The following is an 18,311-nucleotide window of genomic DNA, read 5'->3' as shown; positions in this document are numbered from 1 at the left end:
AAGCTGATATCGGGAGGATATTTCCGTGGCGGATCACAAGGTGGAAGATTTGTTTCCGGACGAGGTGTCGAAGGGCATAGCGGAAGGCCGCTATCTCTTGGTCGACGTCCGCGAGCCCAATGAGGTCGCCGTCGAAGCCTATCCCGACGGCGTCGTGGTGCCGCTCTCGACCTTCGATCCGGCCGCGATCCCCGATCCGAAGGGCAAGCAGGTGGTGTTCGCCTGCCGCTCCGGCAAGCGCTCGGTGACGGCCTCGCTGGCCGCCCAGGCCGCGGGCCTGCCCTACGACAAGCACCTCGCGGGTGGCATCATCGGCTGGAAGGCGGCGGGACTGCCGACCAAGACCGGCGGCTGATCCCTGACATGACCTCCATGAACAAGGTCTTCGCGGACCTTCCCGTCACCATCTTCGAGGCGATGTCGCAGGCTGCGCGCGACAACAACGCCATCAATCTCGGACAGGGCTTTCCCGACGATCCCGGACCGGAGGACATCCGCCGCGCCGCCGCGGACGCCTCCATCAACGGCTACAACCAGTATCCGTCGATGATGGGCATTCCGGAACTGCGTCAGGCGATCGCATCGCATTACGGCCACTGGCACGGGCTCAAGCTCGATCCGATGACCGAGGTGATGGTCACCTCAGGCGGCACCGAGGCGCTGACCGCCTCCATCCTCTCCGTGGTCGAGCCGGGCGACGAGGTGGTGTGCTTCCAGCCGGTCTATGATTCCTATCTGCCAATCATCCGCCAGGCCGGCGGCATCCCGCGGCTGCTGCGGCTCGAGCCGCCGGAGTGGCGGCTGAACGAGGAGATGCTGCGCAGCGTCTTCAACCACAAGACCAAGGCGGTGCTGTTCAACAATCCGCTCAACCCTGCGGCCGTGGTTTATCCGCGCGAGGACCTCGAACTGCTGGCGCGATACTGCCAGGAGTTCGACGTGGTCGCGATCTGCGATGAGGTCTGGGAGCACGTCGTGTTCGACGGCCGAGAGCATATCCCGCTGATCACGATCCCGGGCATGCGCGATCGCACCATCAAGGTCGGCAGCGCCGGCAAGATCTTCTCGCTGACGGGATGGAAGATCGGCTTCGTCTGTGCCGCGCCGCAGCTCTTGCGCGTCGCCGCGAAGGTGCACCAGTTCCTCACCTTCACGACCGCGCCCAATCTGCAGGCGGCGGTCGCGTACGGCCTGGGCAAGCCGGACGATTATTTCTTCGACATGCGCAAGGACATGGCGCGCAGTCGCGACCGCCTCACCAAGGGGCTCGAGAGCATCGGCTTTCCGGTGCTGAAGTCGCAGGGCACCTATTTCCTCACGGTCGACCTGTTGCCGCTCGGGCTCAACGAGACCGATGCGGAATTCTGCTGGCGAATTGTGCAGGATTACAAGGTCGCGGCTATTCCCGTGTCGGCTTTTTACGAGCAGGATGCGGTGACGTCGGTCGTGCGCTTCTGTTTCGCCAAGAAGGACTCGACGCTCGACACCGCGCTGGAGCGGCTGTCGGACGCGGTGCACCGTCGCAAGAGGTAGACCAGAATGCAGAAGCGGAGCCGTCGTCTCGTCAGCCGCGTCGGTACGATCGCAGCGGTTCTGTTGTTCGCTGCGTCCGCCAGCGCTGAGGAGCGCACGGTCAACTTCTACAATTGGTCGAACTACATGGCGCCTGGAGTCCTCGAGGACTTCACCAGGGATACCGGCATCAAAGTGGTCTACGACACGTTCGACGCCAACGAGACGCTGGAGACGCGGCTGCTGGCCGGCAAATCCGGCTACGACGTCGTGGTGCCGACCGGCTATTTCCTGCAGCGGCAGATCACCGCGAAGGTGTTTCTGAAGCTCGACAAGTCGAAGCTGCCGAACCTCGCCAACGCCTGGCCGATCGTGACCGGTCAGCTCGCGACCTACGACCCCGGCAACAATTACGGCGCCAACTACATGTGGGGCACCACCGGCATCGGCTACAACGTCAAGATGGCGGAGAAGATCCTGGGGCCCGATGCGAAGATCGACAGCTGGGACATGGTGTTCAAGCCGGAGAACCTCGCCAAGTTCAGGGATTGCGGCATCCATATGCTGGATTCCGCCGACGACATCCTGCCGGCTGCGCTGAGCTATCTTGGCCTCGATCCGAATTCGACCAAGCAGGCCGACCTCGAGAAGGCCGCCGATCTCGTCATCAAGATCCGGCCCTATGTGCGCAAATTCCATTCGTCCGAATATCTCAGCGCGCTGGCCTCGGGCGAGATCTGCTTCGTGGTCGGATGGTCTGGCGACATCATGCAGGCGCGCAGCCGGGCGGCGGAAGCCAACAGCGGAGTCGAAATCGGCTACACGATCCCGAAGGAGGGCGCGCAGATGTTCTTCGACAATCTGGCGATTCCCGCCGATGCCAAGAACGTCGCCGAGGCCTATGAGCTGATCAACTACCTCTACCGTCCCGACGTCGCGGCGAAGAACTCGAACTTCCTGTCCTACGCCAACGGCAATCTGGCGAGCCAGAAGCTGATCGATCCGAAAATCCTCAACGACAAGAACATCTATCCCGACGAGGCGATGCAGAAGAAGCTGTTCGTGATCACGGCGCGCGATCCGGCGACGCAGCGGATCATCAACCGGCTGTGGACGCGCGTGAAGACGGGGAAGTGACGCGCCTTCGCGCGTCGCAAGACGAGGGCGCTATCGCCAGCGCCGGTGCAGCCAGAGCCATTGATCCGGATACTCGCGGACCCAGCCCTCGACGATGTCGGTGATCGCCTGCATGGTGCCCTGGACGTCGATCTGGCCGGACGCGTCGAACACCGGTTTCACTTCCTCGGTGACCTCGCCGCGGAAACGGCCATCGGGCAGGCGGATGATCCGCGTGCCGTGGATCGGGCATTCGATCTGCCGGCGCAGGCGCGCCAGCAGCGGGTTCGCGGTGGTCTTGCGGCCGAAGAAGGTGACGGGAACGCCGTTGGTCAGATACTGGTCGACCAGCATCGCGACGTGCTGACCGTCCTTCAGGGCCTGCGCCAGCTTGAGCGGCGCGTCGCGGCCGGCCGGGACCAGCGTGCCGAGGTTGACGGCGCGGATGCGTTCGATGGCGCGGTCGGCGGCTTCGATGTTCGGCCTCCGGAACAGGATCGCGGCGTCGAGGCCGTGCGCGGCGGCGGCGATTGGCGAGAGCTCCCAATTGCCGAGATGGGCGGCGAAGAACAGGGCCGGCTTGCCGTCGTCACGCAATTGGTCGAACAGCTGCTTGCTGCGCGCCGAGAATTCGACGCGGCCCGGCTTGTCGGGATGCTGGGGATCATGATCCCAGATGCGGTCGATATGCGCGAATTCGGCGCCGATCCGTCCGAGGTTATGCCAGACGCCGGTCAGGATCTCTTCGATCTCCTGCGGCGACTTCTCCGGGAAGGCGGCGGTCAGATTCTCGCGGCCGATCCGATCCTCGCGCAGCCGGCGGCCGATGAAATGCGCGGCGTGGCCGAAGAAGCGTGCGGTCTTCTCCGGATCGAAATAGCGCGTGGTGCGCAGCAGCCCGGTCGTCAACGCGCCAATGGCAGCGTCGGTCACGGGCTTGGCAGCGTCACGCAGCTGCGCCCTGGTGCGAAGGATCAGGCGTTTCATCTGACGAGGCGAGGGCGCCGAGCTAGGCCGGCTCGCGCGTCAGGATCAGCGAGGCGTTCTGCCCGCCGAACCCGAACGAGTTCGACATCACGGCGGTCACCTTGGCATCGCGCGCCTTGTTGCCCACCACATCGAACGGGATCGCGGGATCGGGTACCTCGTAATTGATCGTCGGCGGAATCCGCTGATGCTCGAGCGTGAGCAGCGAGAAGATCGCCTCGACGGCCCCGGCAGCCGAGATGGTGTGGCCGACCATCGACTTGTTCGACGACACCGGAATGTTCTTGGTGTGCTCGCCGAACACGGCCGAGGTGGCCAGATATTCCATCTTGTCGTTTTCCGGCGTCGACGTGCCGTGCGCGTTGATGTGATCGATCTGCTCGGGCTCCATGCCGGCGTCCGCAAGCGTCTTGCGGACGCAGCCGATCGCCGGCTTGCCGTCGGGGGCCGAGCGGGTGCGGTGGAAGGAGTCGGTCAGCTCGCCGCAGCCGGCGACGACGCCGAGGATGCGCGCGCCACGCGCCATCGCGGCGTCGTAGCTCTCCAGCACCAGGGCACCGGCGCCTTCGGCCATCACGAAGCCGTCGCGGTTCTTCGAGAACGGCTTGGAGGCGGCCTGCGGCGGATCGTTCTGGGTGGAAAGCGCCGACAGCAGCGAGAACCGCACCATGGCTTCGGGATTGACCGAGCCGTCGGTGGCGATGCACAGCGTGGCATCGGTTTCGCCGCGGCGGATCGCCTCGACCCCGAGCTGGATCGCGGTCGCGCCGGATGCGCATGCCGTCGAGAGCGAAATCGGCGAGCCCTTGGTGCCGAAGGTCTCGGCGAGACTGAGGGCGACCGAGCCGAAGGTGAAGCGCCGGTGGAAGTGCGTGAACTTGCCGCCGCTGCAGGTCGCCAGATATTCGATGATGCCGAAGTCCTTGGTCGGAACGTCGCGCGCAACCTCGAGCCGCTGCGGCCATTCGGTCTCGATCGGTGCGACCGCCAGGAACAGCGGGCCGGGGAAGTCGCCCTTGCTGCCGATGCCGGATTGCTCCAGCGCCTCTTCGGCTGCGATCTCCGCCAGGCGCTGCGACAGGCTGGTCGAGGAGAACGGATCGACGGTGACGAAATCGACGGCGCCGGCCATCGTCGTCTTCATGCTGTCGAGCGGGAAGCGGGTGACGGTCTTGATGCCGGACTCGCCCGCGGTGAGGCGCTTCCAATTGTCGGTCTTGCCGCCGCCGAGCGACGTCACGATTCCCATGCCGGTCACGACAACGATCGGTCGGCCGAATTTATCGCGTGGTGCTGTCATGGTGTCCCCGTCGGTGCTTGCGCCGGACTTAAGAGCCCGATGAGACTCATCGGGCTCTGACTATTTGTTATAGCATGATCTTCATCATGCTCTAACTGACGGCCTCGACCAGCGCCATGCCTTCGCCCTGCCAGTGGCCGACCCCCAACACGACAATCTGGGTTGGCGCCTCGGTCTTTTCAACCTCAAGCCCGGTCGGGTCGTTGGCCGGATAAAGCGCGCCGCGCGAGATCGACAATGCGGCCAGTGCGAGCCCGAGCGGGAACTGGGCCTCCATGGTGTGCCCAAAGGTCGTCCCGGTGGCGCGCACGGCAAGGTCCGGATGCTGGCCGAGGAATTCGCGCTCCTCGGTGGTCGCAGGCTCCGCGCCGCTCGCTCCCGTGATCAGCATGGCATTGGCGTCGCTGACGCCGAGCTGCGGCCACATCGCCTGCAGCGACTTCGTCACGGCGCCGGGCTCCTTGCGCTTGGCCAGATCCGCGACCACCTTGGTCAGCTTGGCGTACGGCTTGGCGCCGCGCGCCTCGGCGTGCTCGCGCGATTCCATCACCAGGAAGGCGCCGGCCGAGCCGATTGCGAAGCCCGGATGATTCCTGCGCGCCCAGACCGGCGCGTATTGATCCTTGAGGGCGAAGTCGCCGAATGAATAGAGCATCAAGAGGTCGCCGCGATCGCCGTTATGGGCCGCACCGACCAGCGCGATGTCGCTCTGTCCGGCCCCGATGCGGGCGACCGCGATCCGCGCAGCATCGATGCTCGCGGCTTCCTCGCCCATGAAGGTACGCGACGTCCCGCACACGCCGTGAACGATCGCGATGTTGCCGGCGAGCAAGTTGGAGAGCTGCGCCAGGAACAGCGTCGGACGCAGCTCGTTCATCAGCTTCTCGTTGAGCAGGGCGGGCGGCAGCTTGCCCTGCGCGTCGGCGTTCATGATCGCCAGGTCGACAGTGAGGTCACGCTCGCCGCCACCGGCTGCGATGATCATGTCCATCCGCGACAGGATTTCCTGGTTGCCTTTGACGCCGGCGGAATCGAGCGCCAGCCCGGCGGCGTAGGTGCCGATCCGCTGCCACAGCTCCATCTGGCGCTGATCGCCCTTCTTCGGGATCTGCGCGTCGAAGCTCACGGGGGCGATCGGATGGATCACGTAGGGCGCGAAACGCTTGTCGTCGGCATTGACGCGCTTTTCGCCCAGCGCCTGCCAATGCGCATCGAGCCCCTCGCCGAGCGAGGAGAGCAGGCCTACGCCGGTGATCCAGACTTCCTTCTCAGCCATTATTCATTGCCTGCTGCGGAAACCCGATCTTGGCGGCCATCGCATCCATGTGCACGCGCAAGTCCGGGCTGGGGAAGGGAATATGACGGAAGGTCAGCTCGGCATTGCATTTGAGCTCCTTGCCGACGCGGACTTTCGCCGAGGTCACAGTGAAGCCTGAACCTTCGTGTTCGATCTTGGCTTCGATCGTCAGTGTCGAACCGGGGCCGACGAAGCCGCGCATCTTGGCTTCCTTGACCATCGCGAGGAAGGGCATGCGCTCGAACCTGGTCAGACCGAGGATCAGCCAGCCCGAGCTCTGTGCCATCGCTTCGGTGAGCAGCACGCCGGGCATGATCGGGTAACCCGGGAAGTGCCCGGTGAACACCGAATGGCTGTCCGGCGGGACATCCGCCTCGACGACAATGGTCTTTGCGTCGAGGTTGAGGTCGACGATCCGATCGATCAGCTGAAAGGTTTCGAGCTGCATGATGGGCGGTTACGAGCCCGTGCCCGCGCCCGCGTTCTTGGCCGCAACCAGTTCGTCGATGCGGTCGGCGAGATTCTGCAGCACGAAATACTGCTCCGTGGTGGCCTTGCCGTCGTTGACCTCCTGGGTCCACTTCTCGAGCGGCATCTTGATGCCGAACGCCTTGTCGATGGCAAAGGCGATGTCGAGGAAGTCGAGGCTGTCGATCCCCAGATCGTCGATCGCGTGGCTCTCCGGCTTGATCGTATCGCGCGGGATGTCGCAGGTCTCCGCGATAATGTTGGCGATCTGCTCGAATGTGGAGGACATCATTAAGCCTTTGATATTTTGAAGGTAATTCCGGGTCGGCTTGCAGGAGGCGGGCGCGGTGCCCCGGAAATCCCTATTGCTGCTGCCGGAGTCGTGTGCCCGTATATCGGAGCAGGGCCGTTAGTTCAATGGAGCTTGACCGGGCCGGCCAGGACGGTTTTTGGGCACGGTTCCGGCCCGCCTAGGTGCGTGGCATCACCGTAATCTTCGCGCAATCCCGGCGTCCCATCAGCACGCAATCCTGAGTCTTGCGTAAATCGGCGATGCTCATGGCGAGCCAGATGCCGATCGCGGTGAGTGCCACGGTGAAAGCGAAGGCGGCGATGTTGGCGAGCATGCGCTGGCGGAAATCGTCCGGCTCCTCGCGCGGCTTCTCGTAACGGGAGAGGTCGTTGGCGACGGAAGCGGGGCGGCCCGGCCGGATCGGTTGCTCGCGCTTGCCGGGCGGCTGCGCTGAGGTACGCGGCCGGAATTTGAGCACCACGTGCTCGTCATCCGAGGAAATTGGCCGCTGCGTCTTCACTGTTGTCAGTCCGGTCGCGTCGCCGCTCATGTTTAGCATGTTCGCCGCGCTTCACACCTAAAATCTTGATGCGCGCAGAGGTGGTATTCATCCTTCGGACATCTCGTGGAACCGACCGTCGTCGATCCGCAGGCGGCCGTCGTCGGTCGTGCGAAGGATCGCGGCATTGCGATGGCCGGTGCTGATGGCGGAATGCTCGTTTTGGCGCATGCACAGTTTGCGCTGCAACGTCGTCGTAGCGCGAGACGATCAGGCCGAGACCGGTATTGACGGCTGCACTAACGGCAGTTCGTGGGATCTGCGTTAGGCCATGCTTTCCTTGCTGACACGGTCTTCAACAGCCACAGCCGCGCGGTGGCATTGGCGATGGAGCGATGGCGGATGTCTGCTGAGCTCCAACCCCTCGGTCACCACCTCGCGATTGCCGAGGCGGATCGTGCGGGCCTTCAGGCGTTCGTTGGCTCGCAAACCCATTCCGTCGAACCGGCTCTTTTTTCTGCCTATCACATCATGTCATAGTGGAACTCATTCCGGGATACCGGTCGAACGGGAGTGCAGATCATGGCCCATACGCGCGAGCCTTACGTCAAACCGGTCCCGATCATGTCGCTGCGGCCGACCCAGATGACGGTCGGCATGCATGAGGTGAAGGAGAAGCGGAAGCGCTGGCGCGAGCACAGCTCGGACAAGAAGCGCGCCGAGCTGCTGGGCAAGCACATGATCCCGGTCGTGCACGGTCCCGACGATCGTTACTACGTGGTCGATCACCATCATATGGCGCGGGCGCTGCATGAGGAGGGCGTCAAAGACATCCTGGTCACGGTGATCGGCGATCTCACGATGGTCGAGCGAGACGTGTTCTGGGGCGTGATGGACAACAAGCGCTGGGTGTATCCCTACAATGCCAAGGGCGATCGTTGCCACTTCAAGGACATTCCGAGGTCGATCAAGGATCTCAAGGACGATCCGTTCCGCAGCCTTGCCGGCGAGATGCGCCGGGCCGGCGGCTTCGCCAAGGACACGACGCCGTTCAGCGAGTTCCTGTGGGCCGATTTCCTGCGCCGCCACATCCCGCGCAAGACGGTGGAGAACAATTTCTCCAAGGCGCTGGAGAAGGGCCTGGCGCTCGGCCGCAGCAAGGACGCGGTCTATCTGCCCGGCTGGTGCGGGCCGGCATCCGACGACTGACCGGGGATGGGCTCCGGCTTGGGTGGATCTTCCTTGCCGCCGAGCACATGGTGCAGCCACCGCTCGGTGCGCGTGCCAAGGGTCAGCAGCAGGAATGCCAGCGCGAGCGCGGTAAGGACGATCGGCCAGTGTCCGGAGCCGCAGACGATCCCGACGCATGCGGCGAAGAACGCGCATGCGGCGCTGGTCAGGCCGTGGACGTGAAAACGGTCGCCGCGCCGGACGATCACGCCGGCGCCGAGAAAGCCGATGCCGGTCAGCACGCCCTGGATCACGCGGCTGACCGCATCGGTGAATTTCCCGGGATCGACCCCATGCAAGGCCAGCAGCACGACGGTCGCGGTCGAGAGGCTGACGAGGCCGAGCGTCTTCAGGCCGATCGGCTTGCCGCGCAGGTCGCGGTCGAGCCCGATCGCGCTGCCGGCCAGGGTGGCCGCGCCGAGCCGCAGGATGATCTCGCTCCAGTCCACCAAGATGTCCCCTAATAAGCCGCCTCTATTTCGGCTGCCGCCCGAGCATGTAGAACTCGGCATTCGGTCGCATGCTGGTGACGTTGGCGAGCCGGTTCGACAGCGCGAAGAACGCCGCCACCGCGGCAATATCCCAGACGTCGTCGTCGCTGAAGCCGTGGGCTGTGAGCGCGGCGAAGTCGGCTTCCGCGACCTCCTCGGCCGCGCGGCTCACCTTCATGGCGAAGTCGAGCATGGCGCGCTGCCGCGGCGTGATGTCGGCCTTGCGGTAGTTGATCGCGATCTGGTCGGCGATCTCCGGATTCTTGGCGCGAATGCGCAGGATCGCACCATGGGCGATCACGCAATACTGGCACTGATTGGCGGCGCTGGTCGCCACCACGATCATCTCGCGCTCGGCCTTGGAGAGGCCGGAGTCCTTCTCCATCAGTGCGTCGTGATAGGCAAAGAAGGCGCGAAACTCATCGGGCCGATAGGCCAAAGTGAGGAAGACGTTCGGCACGAAGCCGGACTTCTCCTGCACCGCCAGAATACGGCTGCGGATATCGTCGGGGAGCTGGTCGAGAGCGGGCGTCGGGAAGCGTTTTGCGGTTGGCTGCGTCATCAGATGGTTCCAGCATGCCGCAAGGACGCGGCGTCAGGCGAAACCATAGTGGATGACGGCTCGGGTTCAAGGCACTTTGGGTGCAAGACGCTTTGGGTGCAAGGCGCTTTGGGTACAAGGCGCTCGGGTGCAAGTCGCATCGTCGCCTTGCGGCCGTGACGTTAGCGCAGCGGCTTCTTCAGGAGCGAGAAGCGATCCGGATCGAGACCCAGTGACGGCTGCAGCATCGGCGCCTCGGCCGGCGCCATCGTGCGTGCCGGTGCGGGAGAGTTGAGGCCGGAGTTGAGCCCCGAATTCAGCCCCGAATTCAGCCCTGGATCGTTCGGCGCATTGTCGCGATGCGAGGTGGCGCCGCGCCAGCGCTCCAGCACCGCGCTGACGAAATGCATGTCGTGGCCGGCGGTGACCGACGGCACCGTGGCGATGGTGGCCTCGCCACGCGGCAGCTGGTGCGGCGGCACCTCCTTGAAGCGCAGCCGCGTCGGCAGCGCCACGCCTTCGCCGAACGCCAGCACTTCGCGGGTGCCGAGCGAGGGCACGAACGACAGCAGGTTGGCCGCGGCGTCCGACACCGCGGAGCGCAGCAGAGCCTGGTCGCGGTCGTTGGCAAGCCGCATCGTGAACAGCGTGTTGCACTGGGAGATGATGGTGGCGTCGAGCTCGGCCGGGCGCTGGGTGATCAGGCCGAGATAGACGCCGTATTTGCGGCCTTCCTTGGCGATGCGCGACACCGCCTTGCGGGTCGGCCCGAAGCCGATATTGCGATCGGCGGATGCGTAGCGGTGCGCTTCCTCGCAGACGAACAGCATCGGCGAGACGCCGTCGCTCCACAGTCCGAAATCGAACGCCATGCGGCACAACACCGACACCACGGAATCGACGACTTCGGCGGGGAAGCCCGCGAGTTGCATGATGGTCATCGGCTTGCCGTTGGCGGGCAGGCGGAACAGATGGCTGATCACCTCGGCCATGGTGTCGCCGCCGACATTGGCATTGTCGAACATGAAGGCGTAGCGCGGGTCGTTGCGCACCGCGTCGATGCGCGAGATCAGCTTGTGATAGATGATGCGCGAGGAGCGGTTCTCCAGCTTGCCCATGCGCTCGTCGATCAGCGAGATCAGGTCGACCAGGCGATAGGGCACCGGCGTGTCGACGGTGTAGCCGACCTGCTTGGGGTCGACGCGCTTCAGCCCGAGACCGACCCGGTCGGAATTCTGGTACTGGGTGTAGATGCCCTTCGCCATCGGGATCACTTCGGCGAGGATGTCGAGCTCTTCGGGCACGCCGGGGCGGCCGCCGAACAATACGTCGACGATCTCTTCGAAGTTGAACAGCCAGAACGGCAGCTTGAGGTTTCGCGGGTTGAGCACCTGCGCGCGCTCGCCGAAGCAGCGGCCGTATTCGTTGTGGACGTCGAGCAGGAAGATGCGCAGGTTCGGCCGCGACTTCAGGATCTCGTTGAGCAGCAGCGAGACGCCGGTGGATTTGCCGACGCCGGTCGAGCCGAGCACCGCGAAGTGCTTGGACAGCATTTCCTCGACGTCGACATAGGCAATGACGGAGCGATCCTGCTGCAGCGTGCCGACATTGATCTGGTCGGAGCCGCTCGGTGCGTAGACCGTGCGCAGCTCCTGGTTGGTGATCAGGTCGGTGCTGTCGCCGATGGTTGGGTAATGGGTGACGCCGCGCTGGAATTTCGGGCGATCGCCGCCGAGGATTTCGCCGAGCAGATCGACCGAGGCGGTTGCCATATACTCGTCGGACGCCGGCAGGTTTTCGCAGGACACCTCGGTGATCATGGCGACGATGACCGAGCTCGCGCAGCGGATGCTGACGAACCGGCCGACGGTCGCGCGCATTTCTGAAAGTTGCATCTGGCCGCCCGCCAGCAGCCCAACCCGGGCCTGCGAGCCGCGCACAGAGATCACACGTCCAAAAGATGTCACTGTTCTCGCCCGGCTCGTTCGCGAAATCTAAATGTCCGGACCAATATGCCCGCCCGGGATTGGAAAAACCGTTAAGTCGCAGAAGTTTCGGTTCGGCTAAATCTACTCCTTCCCGGTGACGATTTGTTTCTATCGTGTCGCGATATCGCGCCGCTTCGGCGGCCGAGCGTCGCGTTCCGGCACAGCGGCGATTATTTCACGGCTTTCCTGTTAATGCGGCATTCACCATCTCGGAGAAGTGCGCCGGCGGCTCCGTAGGTTTACGGGGCGCCCGGCATGGTTGGTCGCCCGCTGTCGTCTGGTATCGTGTAACCGATTGCTAACTGCGGTTTGTAACGACCTTTCCATTTGTGCTGCGTAACGATGCCGCGTCCGGGAGAGATCAGCGTGCGCATCGAACACCGCAATTCATCACCAGGAAATGCCGACGCCGGCACCACCAAGGGCCTGGCGTTCTGTGCCGGCATGCTGGTCGGCAGCCTGTTCGGAAGCGTGACCGCACAATGGAGCGAGCGCGAAGGCCTGCTGATGGCGGCGTTCGCGATCATGGCCGTGATCGTCTTCCTGTTGCTGAAGCGGCATGAAATCTCCGACGCACGGCTCGCCACCGAACGTCGCAATCTGATGACTGCCGTCGACAACATTCCGCAGGGGCTCGTGCTCTACGATGCCTCGGCGCGCATCATCATCTGCAACCGGCCCTATATCGAGATGTTCGGGCTTTCGCCCGATGTGGCAAAGCCGGGCTGCACCATGCAGCGGCTGATCGCGCACCGGCAGGAGACCGGCTCGTTCGATGGCGACGTCGACGCGTTCTGCGATGCCATCATCCGCAACGTGAAGCTCGGCAAGGCGACGCGCCAGCTGACCGAGGCGCCGGGCGGGCGGGCGATCGAGATCGTCAACAAGCCGCTGCCGGAGGGCGGCTGGGTCGCGACCATCGAGGACGTCACTGAGCGGACGCGCACCGAGAACAAGATCGCCTACATGGCGCATTACGATGCGCTCACCGATCTGCCCAACCGCGTGCTGTTCCGCCAACGGCTCGATCAGGCGCTGAAAGCGATCGGGCCGCATGAGCAACTCGCGGTCATGTATATCGACATCGACGAGTTCAAGAGCGTCAACGACGCGCTCGGCCATCAGATCGGCGACGAATTGCTGAGGGCCGTGGCCGATCGCCTGCGCTCCTGCCTCGGGGACACCGACGTCGCAGCGCGGCTCGGCGGCGACGAATTTGCCGTGATCCAGACCGCGGTCCGCGATCAGACCCACACCATGCAGCTGTTGGCCGCGATCTATCAGGCGATCCGCCAGCCGGTCGATTGCAGCGGGCATCTCATCACCACTGACGCCAGCATCGGCATCGCGGTTGCGCCGGCCGACGGCCTCGAGCTCGATCAATTGCTGCGCAACGCCGATCTCGCGCTCTATGGCGCCAAGAGCGACGGCCGCCGCACCTACCGCTTCTTCGAGGCCGGCATGGACGCGCGCGCCAAGGCGCGGCGCAGCCTGGAGCTGGAATTGCGCCAGGCCATCGTCGACGGCAATTTCGAGCTGCACTATCAGCCGCTGCTGCATCTCGAGGACGGCCGGGTCAGCTGCTGCGAGGCGCTGCTGCGCTGGCGCCATCCCGAACGCGGCACCGTCTCGCCGGCGGATTTCATCCCGGTCGCCGAGGACACCGGCCTGATCAACGATCTCGGGCACTGGGTGCTGAACACCGCATGCCGCGAAGCCGTGAAGTGGCCGGATCATGTCCATGTCGCGGTCAACGTGTCGCCGATCCAGTTCAAGAGCCAGACGCTGGCGCTGAATGTCGCCGCCGCGCTGGCGGCGTCGGGACTGGCACCCTCGCGGCTCGAGCTCGAGATCACCGAAGCCGTGCTGATCCGAGACGACGAGGCCGCGCTCGATGTCCTGCATCAGCTGCGCGATCTCGGCGTCCGCATCGCGCTCGACGATTTCGGCACCGGCTATTCGTCGCTGAGCTATCTGCAGCGCTTCCCGTTCGACAAGATCAAGATAGATCGCGCCTTCATCAAGGATCTGGCCGGGACCGGCGCGTCGTCCACCATCGTCCAGGCCGTCGTGAACATCGCCGCCGCAAGCGACATGACGACGACCGCGGAGGGCGTCGAGACCGAGCAGCAGCGCAACCTGCTGCGCATCCTCGGCTGCACCGAGATGCAGGGCTATCTGTTCAGCCGGCCTGTGCCGGATGTCGAAATCCGTACGCTGCTGTCCTCGCATCGCGAGAAGGCCGTCTCGGTCGCCTGACCACCGGCATCGATGCATGCCGCGATGCCGGCGCCAACAATTTGTTGACGGGACCTAATCCTTTGTACACTAGTACAAATCGAGAGGCGCCGCCGTCGCCCGCGTAAAAAGGGCCGGTCCGGTGGCGTCACGCAAGGAGACCGTCCCATGCAGCCGGAACCGATCTTCGATCTCGCTCATCTCGGACACATGGAGCTCTTGACGCCGACGCCGGACGAGAGCCTCAAATTCTTCGTTGACGTCATGGGCATGACCGTCAGCGGCCGCAAGGGCGAGTCGGTCTATCTGCGCGGCTGGGACGATTACGAGCGTTATTCGCTGAAGCTCACCGCGTCGAACACATCCGGCATGGAGCACATGGCGCTGCGGGCGCGCAGTCCGCAGGCGCTCGAGCGCCGCGTTGCCGCACTGAAGGGCTCGGGCTTCGACATCGGCTGGGTTGAAGGTGACATGGGGCAGGGACCGGCGTTTCGCTGCCGCGATCCCGACGGCCATGTCATCGAGCTCTATTACGAGACCGAGTGGTACGAGGCGCCGGCCGACCTGAAGCCCGCGCTGAAGAACCAGGCGCAGCGCTTTCCGGCGCGCGGCGTCAATGTCCGCCGGCTCGACCATCTCAATTGCCTTGCGGTCGACATCAAGGCCAACCGCCTGTTCTTCGAGACTTATCTGGGCTGCCGCACCACCGAGCAGATCGTGCTCAACGACGGCACCGAAGCGGCAATGTGGATGACGATGTCGAACAAGAGCTACGACTTCGCCTACACCCGCGATCATTACGGCAAGCGCGGCCGGTTTCATCACGTGACCTATGCGCTCGACAGCCGCGAGGAGATCCTGCGGGCCGCGGATATCTTCCTCGAGCATGGCGTGCATATCGAGACCGGGCCGCACAAGCACGCGATCCAGCAGACCTTCTTCCTCTATGTCTATGAACCCGGCGGCAACCGCGTCGAGGTCGCCAATGCCGGCGCCCGCCTGATCCTTGCGCCGGACTGGAAGCCGATCGTGTGGACCGAGGAGGAACGCAAGAAAGGACAGGCCTGGGGGTTGAAGACGATCGAGTCGTTCCATACCCACGGCACGCCGCCGGTGACCGGCTAAGCGTTGGCGGCGGCAGCGCAAGATCGCGCGCGTCGACACGCCGCCGCGAACGCCCGCGGTCGATGACGACAACATGCGCGCGTGGTCGATATGATCCGGTTCGAGCGCCCGCCGCAGCGCGCCGTGCATGAACCGATGAGAGCAGGCACAATGGCTGGCAAGACGCCCACGACGTCGGCGAAGAGAGCGGAGAAGAGCTCCGCGAAGCGTGGGGCTTCAAAGCCACGCCTGCTCGCAGGCGGCAATCCGCAGATCGCAAAGGGGTATGGTGACGCCCCCGTGCAAACCTATATCGCGGCGATGCCGGGGTGGAAGCGGGACGTCGGACGCAAGCTTGACGCGCTCATCGAGCGCACCATTCCTGGCGTGCACAAGGCGGTGAAATGGAACTCGCCGCTCTACGGCATGGAAGGGAAGGGCTGGTTTCTCGGCTTCCATGTCTTCACGCGCTACGTCAAGGTGGTGTTTTTTCGCGGCGCGTCGCTGCATCCGGTGCCGCCCGGCAAGTCCAGGCAGCAGCACACGCGCTATCTCGACATTCACGAGAACGACGAGCTCGATGAAGCGCAGTTCACGGGCTGGGTGAAGCAGGCCAGCGAATTGCCCGGCGAACAGATGTGACCGTCACCATCGGCGTGGTATGGGTGATGCCCTCGGCTGTCGAAGGTACCTCGCACACAATGCAGATCGCCCGCGCGCAGTATGCAGCTGATGCAGCTCTGCGCGTGGGATCATTGCATCGCCTCGGGCATTTGGTGCTAGGCTGCACCAAGCACGATGAATCGTCATCGCGCTTTGGATTGTTGTCCTGCCATGATCTTTTCGGAAGACCGCTTCGCAACTTTTCCGGATCATGCTGTCGTAACGTCAGAGGAAAACGTCGATGAGCGAACACACGACGGACAAGCGCGTGCGAGAGGCGTCTCGCAGGCGATTCCTTCAGGCGGGCGCAGCACTGGCCGGTGGCTCCGCGATCTCAGGAGTGGCCGGTTCTCCCGCGCTTGCCGAACAGGGGAATAATCTTCCGCCCAACGTGCCGGAATGGATGAAAGCGCCTGGCGATCCGATGGGAAGCCAGCCCTATGGCACGCCATCGATTCACGAGAAGGGCGTCGTCAAGAACATCTCGAAGACGCTGCCGCAATACATCTCCGCCTCGGGCCGCACGCCGTTGCAGGAGCTCGACGGCATCATCACGCCGAATGGCCTGTTCTACGAACGCCACCATGGCGGCGTGCCGACCATCGATCCGGCCGAGCACCGGTTGATGCTGCACGGCATGGTCGATCGCCCGCTGGTGTTTACGATGGAGGACATCCGCCGCTTTCCGTCGCAGTCGCGCATCCACTTCCTCGAATGCTCCGGCAATCCGGTCTACACCAAGCCCTATGGCAAGACCGCCTCCGACCTTGTCGGCCTCCTGAGCTGCGCGGAATGGACCGGCGTGCCGCTCAAGACGGTGCTGGACGAAGCCGGCCTGCAGGCGGGCGCCAAATGGATCGTTGCCGAAGGCGCCGATGCCGCCGCGCTGACGCGCTCGATCCCGATCGAGAAATGCCTCGACGACGCCATGCTGGTCTACAGCCAGAACGGCGAGCGGCTGCGTCCGCAGCAGGGCTATCCGCTGCGGCTGTTGTTGCCGGGCTTCGAGGGCAACATGAGCGTGAAGTGGCTGCGCCGGCTCAAGGTGGTCGCCGAGCCGGCCTATTCGCGCGAGGAGACCGCGAAATACACCGACCCGATGCCCGACGGCACGTCGCGCGAATTCACCTTCTACATGGAAGCCAAGTCGATCATCACGCGGCCGTCCGGCGGGCAGAAGCTGGCCACGCACGGCTTTCACGAGATCACCGGGATCGCCTGGAGCGGCCGCGGCAAGATCAAGAGCGTCGAGGTCTCGTTCGATGAGGGCAAGAGCTGGCAGCAAGCCGAACTGCAGGAGCCGGTGCTGACACGGGCGCTGACGCGCTTCCGCTTGCCCTGGCACTGGGACGGCAGCCCGGCGGTGATCCAAAGCCGCGCCATCGACGAGACCGGCTACGTCCAGCCGACGTTGCCGGAATTGGTCAAGGTGCGTGGTCTCAACTCGTTCTACCATAACAACGCGATCTGGCCCTGGCGCATCGATGCGAACGGCGAGGTGACCAATGCCCAGGCCTAACCTCAAGGCGGCGTTGCTCGCGGGTGCGATCGCGATGCTTGCTGCTGCTGCGCAGGCGGAGGATCGCTTTGGCATCGGCCGTCCGGCAACGCCTGCCGAGATCGCCGGCTGGAATATCGACATCGGTCGCGACGGCTCCAACCTGCCGCCGGGCAGCGGCACCGTCGAACGCGGCCGCATCGTGTTCGCCGAGCAGTGCGCGGCGTGCCATGGCGACAACGGGCAGGGCGGCGTCGGCGATCGCCTGGTCGGCGGTCAGGGCACGCTGGCGAGCCCAAAACCGGTTCGCACCGTCGGCAGCTATTGGCCCTATGCCCCGACGCTGTTCGACTACATCCGCCGCGCGATGCCGCAGAACGCGCCGCAGTCGCTGAGCAATGAGGACGTCTACGCGGTGTCCGCCTACATCCTGAGCCTCAACGGCATCGTGCCAGCCAATGCCGTGCTCGACGCCAGGTCGCTGGGCGCCATCAAGATGCCGAACCGCGACGGGTTCGTCTCCGACCCGCGGCCCGACGTGCATAACCGTTGAAGCACGGACCGGAGCTCCGTCGCGAAACCGCGGTGGTCGTGCCCGGCGGAGCGGCGGCTCGCAGCATTGTGACCTGCTGCCCCTGTGCCTGGATTTGATCGTCACCACATCAACTAGAGGAACCGGGCGCTCTCGCTCCCCTCGGGCAATTTTCAATTGATGCATCGGAGAGGTCACATGGCCGGACTCAAGGCCGTTGCAGCCGCTGTGCTGCTGGTGGGAATGACGTTCACGCCGGCGTCGGCCCAGATCTCGGAGCCGGCCCTTTTCGACGCAGAGAATCCTGGACGCAGCGCGATCAACGGCGGCGCGCTCACGCCATGGGGTGAGGCTCAGGCGGCGCAACGCAGCGGCAACCCGGCCAACGCTTACGGTGCCATGCCTGCCGAGGCGCCGTCCTCGCCCTGCGCACGTTATCGTTCATTCGATCCGGCGTCCGGCACCTACCGTGGTCGCGACGGCCGCCGTCATTCCTGCCAGTAGGGCGCCGCACCACGCCCGGCCGTCGTTCCTGGTCGTCGTTCTTGGCCTTTG

20 protein-coding genes are annotated in these 18,311 nt (G+C 64.5%); 10 read left to right on the top strand and 10 right to left on the bottom strand.

Annotation, left to right across the window (positions count from 1 at the left end):
• Positions 1-25 precede the first annotated feature (25 nt).
• Genes ACVIW0_RS22380 through ACVIW0_RS22370 form a run of 3 tightly spaced genes read left to right on the top strand, consistent with a single transcriptional unit; the run spans position 26 to position 2,649 of the window.
• Positions 26-355: a rhodanese-like domain-containing protein gene (locus ACVIW0_RS22380; protein ID WP_212022502.1), complete on the top strand. Its 330-nt coding sequence runs from the start codon at positions 26-28 to the stop codon at positions 353-355.
• A gap of 8 nt (positions 356-363) precedes the next feature.
• On the top strand, positions 364-1,533 hold the full coding sequence (locus ACVIW0_RS22375; RefSeq protein WP_461354298.1) for an aminotransferase: 1,170 nt from the start codon (positions 364-366) through the stop codon (positions 1,531-1,533).
• A 6-nt stretch (positions 1,534-1,539) separates the two neighbouring features.
• Positions 1,540-2,649, top strand: coding sequence for a polyamine ABC transporter substrate-binding protein (locus tag ACVIW0_RS22370; protein ID WP_461354297.1), 1,110 nt, complete (start codon positions 1,540-1,542; stop codon positions 2,647-2,649).
• 30 nt (positions 2,650-2,679) lie between these two features.
• Here ACVIW0_RS22370 and ACVIW0_RS22365 read toward each other — a convergent pair whose 3' ends face one another.
• The 7 genes from ACVIW0_RS22365 to ACVIW0_RS22335 form a co-directional block, all read right to left on the bottom strand.
• Positions 2,680-3,615, bottom strand: coding sequence for a lipid A biosynthesis lauroyl acyltransferase (locus ACVIW0_RS22365; RefSeq protein ID WP_461354296.1), 936 nt, complete (start codon positions 3,613-3,615; stop codon positions 2,680-2,682).
• 22 nt (positions 3,616-3,637) lie between these two features.
• Positions 3,638-4,915 (bottom strand): beta-ketoacyl-ACP synthase, encoded by a 1,278-nt coding sequence (locus ACVIW0_RS22360; RefSeq protein WP_461354295.1) that lies wholly within the window; start codon positions 4,913-4,915, stop codon positions 3,638-3,640.
• 91 nt (positions 4,916-5,006) lie between these two features.
• A complete protein-coding gene (locus tag ACVIW0_RS22355; RefSeq protein ID WP_461354294.1) occupies positions 5,007-6,191 on the bottom strand; it encodes a beta-ketoacyl-ACP synthase in 1,185 nt (394 codons plus the stop codon).
• Entirely contained in the window at positions 6,184-6,660 is a 477-nt protein-coding gene (locus tag ACVIW0_RS22350; RefSeq protein ID WP_461354293.1) for a 3-hydroxyacyl-ACP dehydratase FabZ family protein, read from the bottom strand. The genes ACVIW0_RS22355 and ACVIW0_RS22350 overlap by 8 nt, the downstream gene beginning before the upstream one ends.
• 9 nt (positions 6,661-6,669) lie before the next feature.
• Positions 6,670-6,969 carry an acyl carrier protein gene (locus tag ACVIW0_RS22345; protein ID WP_461354292.1) on the bottom strand — a complete coding sequence of 100 codons (300 nt, stop codon included), beginning with the start codon at positions 6,967-6,969 and terminating at the stop codon, positions 6,670-6,672.
• 181 nt (positions 6,970-7,150) lie between these two features.
• A complete protein-coding gene (locus ACVIW0_RS22340) occupies positions 7,151-7,492 on the bottom strand; it encodes a hypothetical protein (RefSeq protein WP_461357392.1) in 342 nt (113 codons plus the stop codon).
• A gap of 87 nt (positions 7,493-7,579) precedes the next feature.
• A complete protein-coding gene (locus ACVIW0_RS22335) occupies positions 7,580-7,720 on the bottom strand; it encodes a hypothetical protein (RefSeq protein WP_461354291.1) in 141 nt (46 codons plus the stop codon).
• 333 nt (positions 7,721-8,053) lie between these two features.
• Here ACVIW0_RS22335 and ACVIW0_RS22330 point away from each other — a divergent pair, with 333 nt between their 5' ends.
• On the top strand, positions 8,054-8,680 hold the full coding sequence (locus tag ACVIW0_RS22330; RefSeq protein WP_461354290.1) for a ParB-like protein: 627 nt from the start codon (positions 8,054-8,056) through the stop codon (positions 8,678-8,680).
• Here the strand turns inward: ACVIW0_RS22330 and ACVIW0_RS22325 are convergent.
• The 3 genes from ACVIW0_RS22325 to ACVIW0_RS22315 form a co-directional block, all read right to left on the bottom strand.
• A complete protein-coding gene (locus ACVIW0_RS22325) occupies positions 8,641-9,153 on the bottom strand; it encodes an MgtC/SapB family protein (RefSeq protein WP_461354289.1) in 513 nt (170 codons plus the stop codon). The two genes, ACVIW0_RS22330 and ACVIW0_RS22325, sit on opposite strands and share 40 nt — an antisense overlap.
• Positions 9,154-9,175: 22 nt before the next feature.
• On the bottom strand, positions 9,176-9,754 hold the full coding sequence (locus ACVIW0_RS22320; RefSeq protein ID WP_461354288.1) for a peroxidase-related enzyme: 579 nt from the start codon (positions 9,752-9,754) through the stop codon (positions 9,176-9,178).
• 161 nt (positions 9,755-9,915) lie between these two features.
• A complete protein-coding gene (locus tag ACVIW0_RS22315; protein WP_461354287.1) occupies positions 9,916-11,700 on the bottom strand; it encodes an ATP-binding protein in 1,785 nt (594 codons plus the stop codon).
• A 387-nt stretch (positions 11,701-12,087) separates the two neighbouring features.
• On the opposite strand from ACVIW0_RS22315, the gene ACVIW0_RS22310 reads away from it, so the two are divergent.
• The 6 genes from ACVIW0_RS22310 to ACVIW0_RS22285 all read left to right on the top strand — a co-directional run bounded on the left by ACVIW0_RS22310 (position 12,088) and on the right by ACVIW0_RS22285 (position 18,260).
• Positions 12,088-13,980 carry a putative bifunctional diguanylate cyclase/phosphodiesterase gene (locus ACVIW0_RS22310; RefSeq protein ID WP_461354286.1) on the top strand — a complete coding sequence of 631 codons (1,893 nt, stop codon included), beginning with the start codon at positions 12,088-12,090 and terminating at the stop codon, positions 13,978-13,980.
• A gap of 147 nt (positions 13,981-14,127) precedes the next feature.
• Positions 14,128-15,084, top strand: a complete 957-nt coding sequence (locus ACVIW0_RS22305; RefSeq protein ID WP_461354285.1) for a catechol 2,3-dioxygenase — start codon at positions 14,128-14,130, stop codon at positions 15,082-15,084.
• A 150-nt stretch (positions 15,085-15,234) separates the two neighbouring features.
• The gene (locus ACVIW0_RS22300; protein WP_461357391.1) at positions 15,235-15,705 is read left to right on the top strand and encodes a DUF1801 domain-containing protein; all 471 of its coding nucleotides are present in this window, start codon (positions 15,235-15,237) and stop codon (positions 15,703-15,705) included.
• A gap of 262 nt (positions 15,706-15,967) precedes the next feature.
• Complete coding sequence (gene soxC, locus ACVIW0_RS22295) at positions 15,968-17,245, top strand: sulfite dehydrogenase (RefSeq protein WP_461354284.1); 1,278 nt, start codon at positions 15,968-15,970, stop codon at positions 17,243-17,245.
• Positions 17,232-17,777, top strand: coding sequence for a c-type cytochrome (locus ACVIW0_RS22290; RefSeq protein ID WP_461354283.1), 546 nt, complete (start codon positions 17,232-17,234; stop codon positions 17,775-17,777). Before soxC ends, ACVIW0_RS22290 begins: the two co-directional genes overlap by 14 nt.
• Before the next feature lie 177 nt (positions 17,778-17,954).
• Positions 17,955-18,260, top strand: coding sequence for a BA14K family protein (locus ACVIW0_RS22285; protein WP_461354282.1), 306 nt, complete (start codon positions 17,955-17,957; stop codon positions 18,258-18,260).
• Positions 18,261-18,311 lie beyond the last annotated feature (51 nt).

This window comes from Bradyrhizobium sp. USDA 4454 (assembly GCF_054822705.1).
This window is presented reverse-complemented; position numbering and strand designations above follow the sequence as displayed.

Coding starts and splice junctions, on each gene's coding strand:
- ACVIW0_RS22375 (WP_461354298.1), top strand. CDS start 364: ATGACCTCCATGAACAAGGTCTTCGCGGACCTTCCCGTCACCATCTTC.
- ACVIW0_RS22370 (WP_461354297.1), top strand. CDS start 1,540: ATGCAGAAGCGGAGCCGTCGTCTCGTCAGCCGCGTCGGTACGATCGCA.
- ACVIW0_RS22365 (WP_461354296.1), bottom strand. CDS start 3,615: ATGAAACGCCTGATCCTTCGCACCAGGGCGCAGCTGCGTGACGCTGCC.
- ACVIW0_RS22360 (WP_461354295.1), bottom strand. CDS start 4,915: ATGACAGCACCACGCGATAAATTCGGCCGACCGATCGTTGTCGTGACC.
- ACVIW0_RS22355 (WP_461354294.1), bottom strand. CDS start 6,191: ATGGCTGAGAAGGAAGTCTGGATCACCGGCGTAGGCCTGCTCTCCTCG.
- ACVIW0_RS22350 (WP_461354293.1), bottom strand. CDS start 6,660: ATGCAGCTCGAAACCTTTCAGCTGATCGATCGGATCGTCGACCTCAAC.
- ACVIW0_RS22345 (WP_461354292.1), bottom strand. CDS start 6,969: ATGTCCTCCACATTCGAGCAGATCGCCAACATTATCGCGGAGACCTGC.
- ACVIW0_RS22330 (WP_461354290.1), top strand. CDS start 8,054: ATGGCCCATACGCGCGAGCCTTACGTCAAACCGGTCCCGATCATGTCG.
- ACVIW0_RS22320 (WP_461354288.1), bottom strand. CDS start 9,754: ATGACGCAGCCAACCGCAAAACGCTTCCCGACGCCCGCTCTCGACCAG.
- ACVIW0_RS22305 (WP_461354285.1), top strand. CDS start 14,128: ATGCAGCCGGAACCGATCTTCGATCTCGCTCATCTCGGACACATGGAG.
- ACVIW0_RS22300 (WP_461357391.1), top strand. CDS start 15,235: ATGGCTGGCAAGACGCCCACGACGTCGGCGAAGAGAGCGGAGAAGAGC.
- soxC (WP_461354284.1), top strand. CDS start 15,968: ATGAGCGAACACACGACGGACAAGCGCGTGCGAGAGGCGTCTCGCAGG.
- ACVIW0_RS22290 (WP_461354283.1), top strand. CDS start 17,232: ATGCCCAGGCCTAACCTCAAGGCGGCGTTGCTCGCGGGTGCGATCGCG.
- ACVIW0_RS22285 (WP_461354282.1), top strand. CDS start 17,955: ATGGCCGGACTCAAGGCCGTTGCAGCCGCTGTGCTGCTGGTGGGAATG.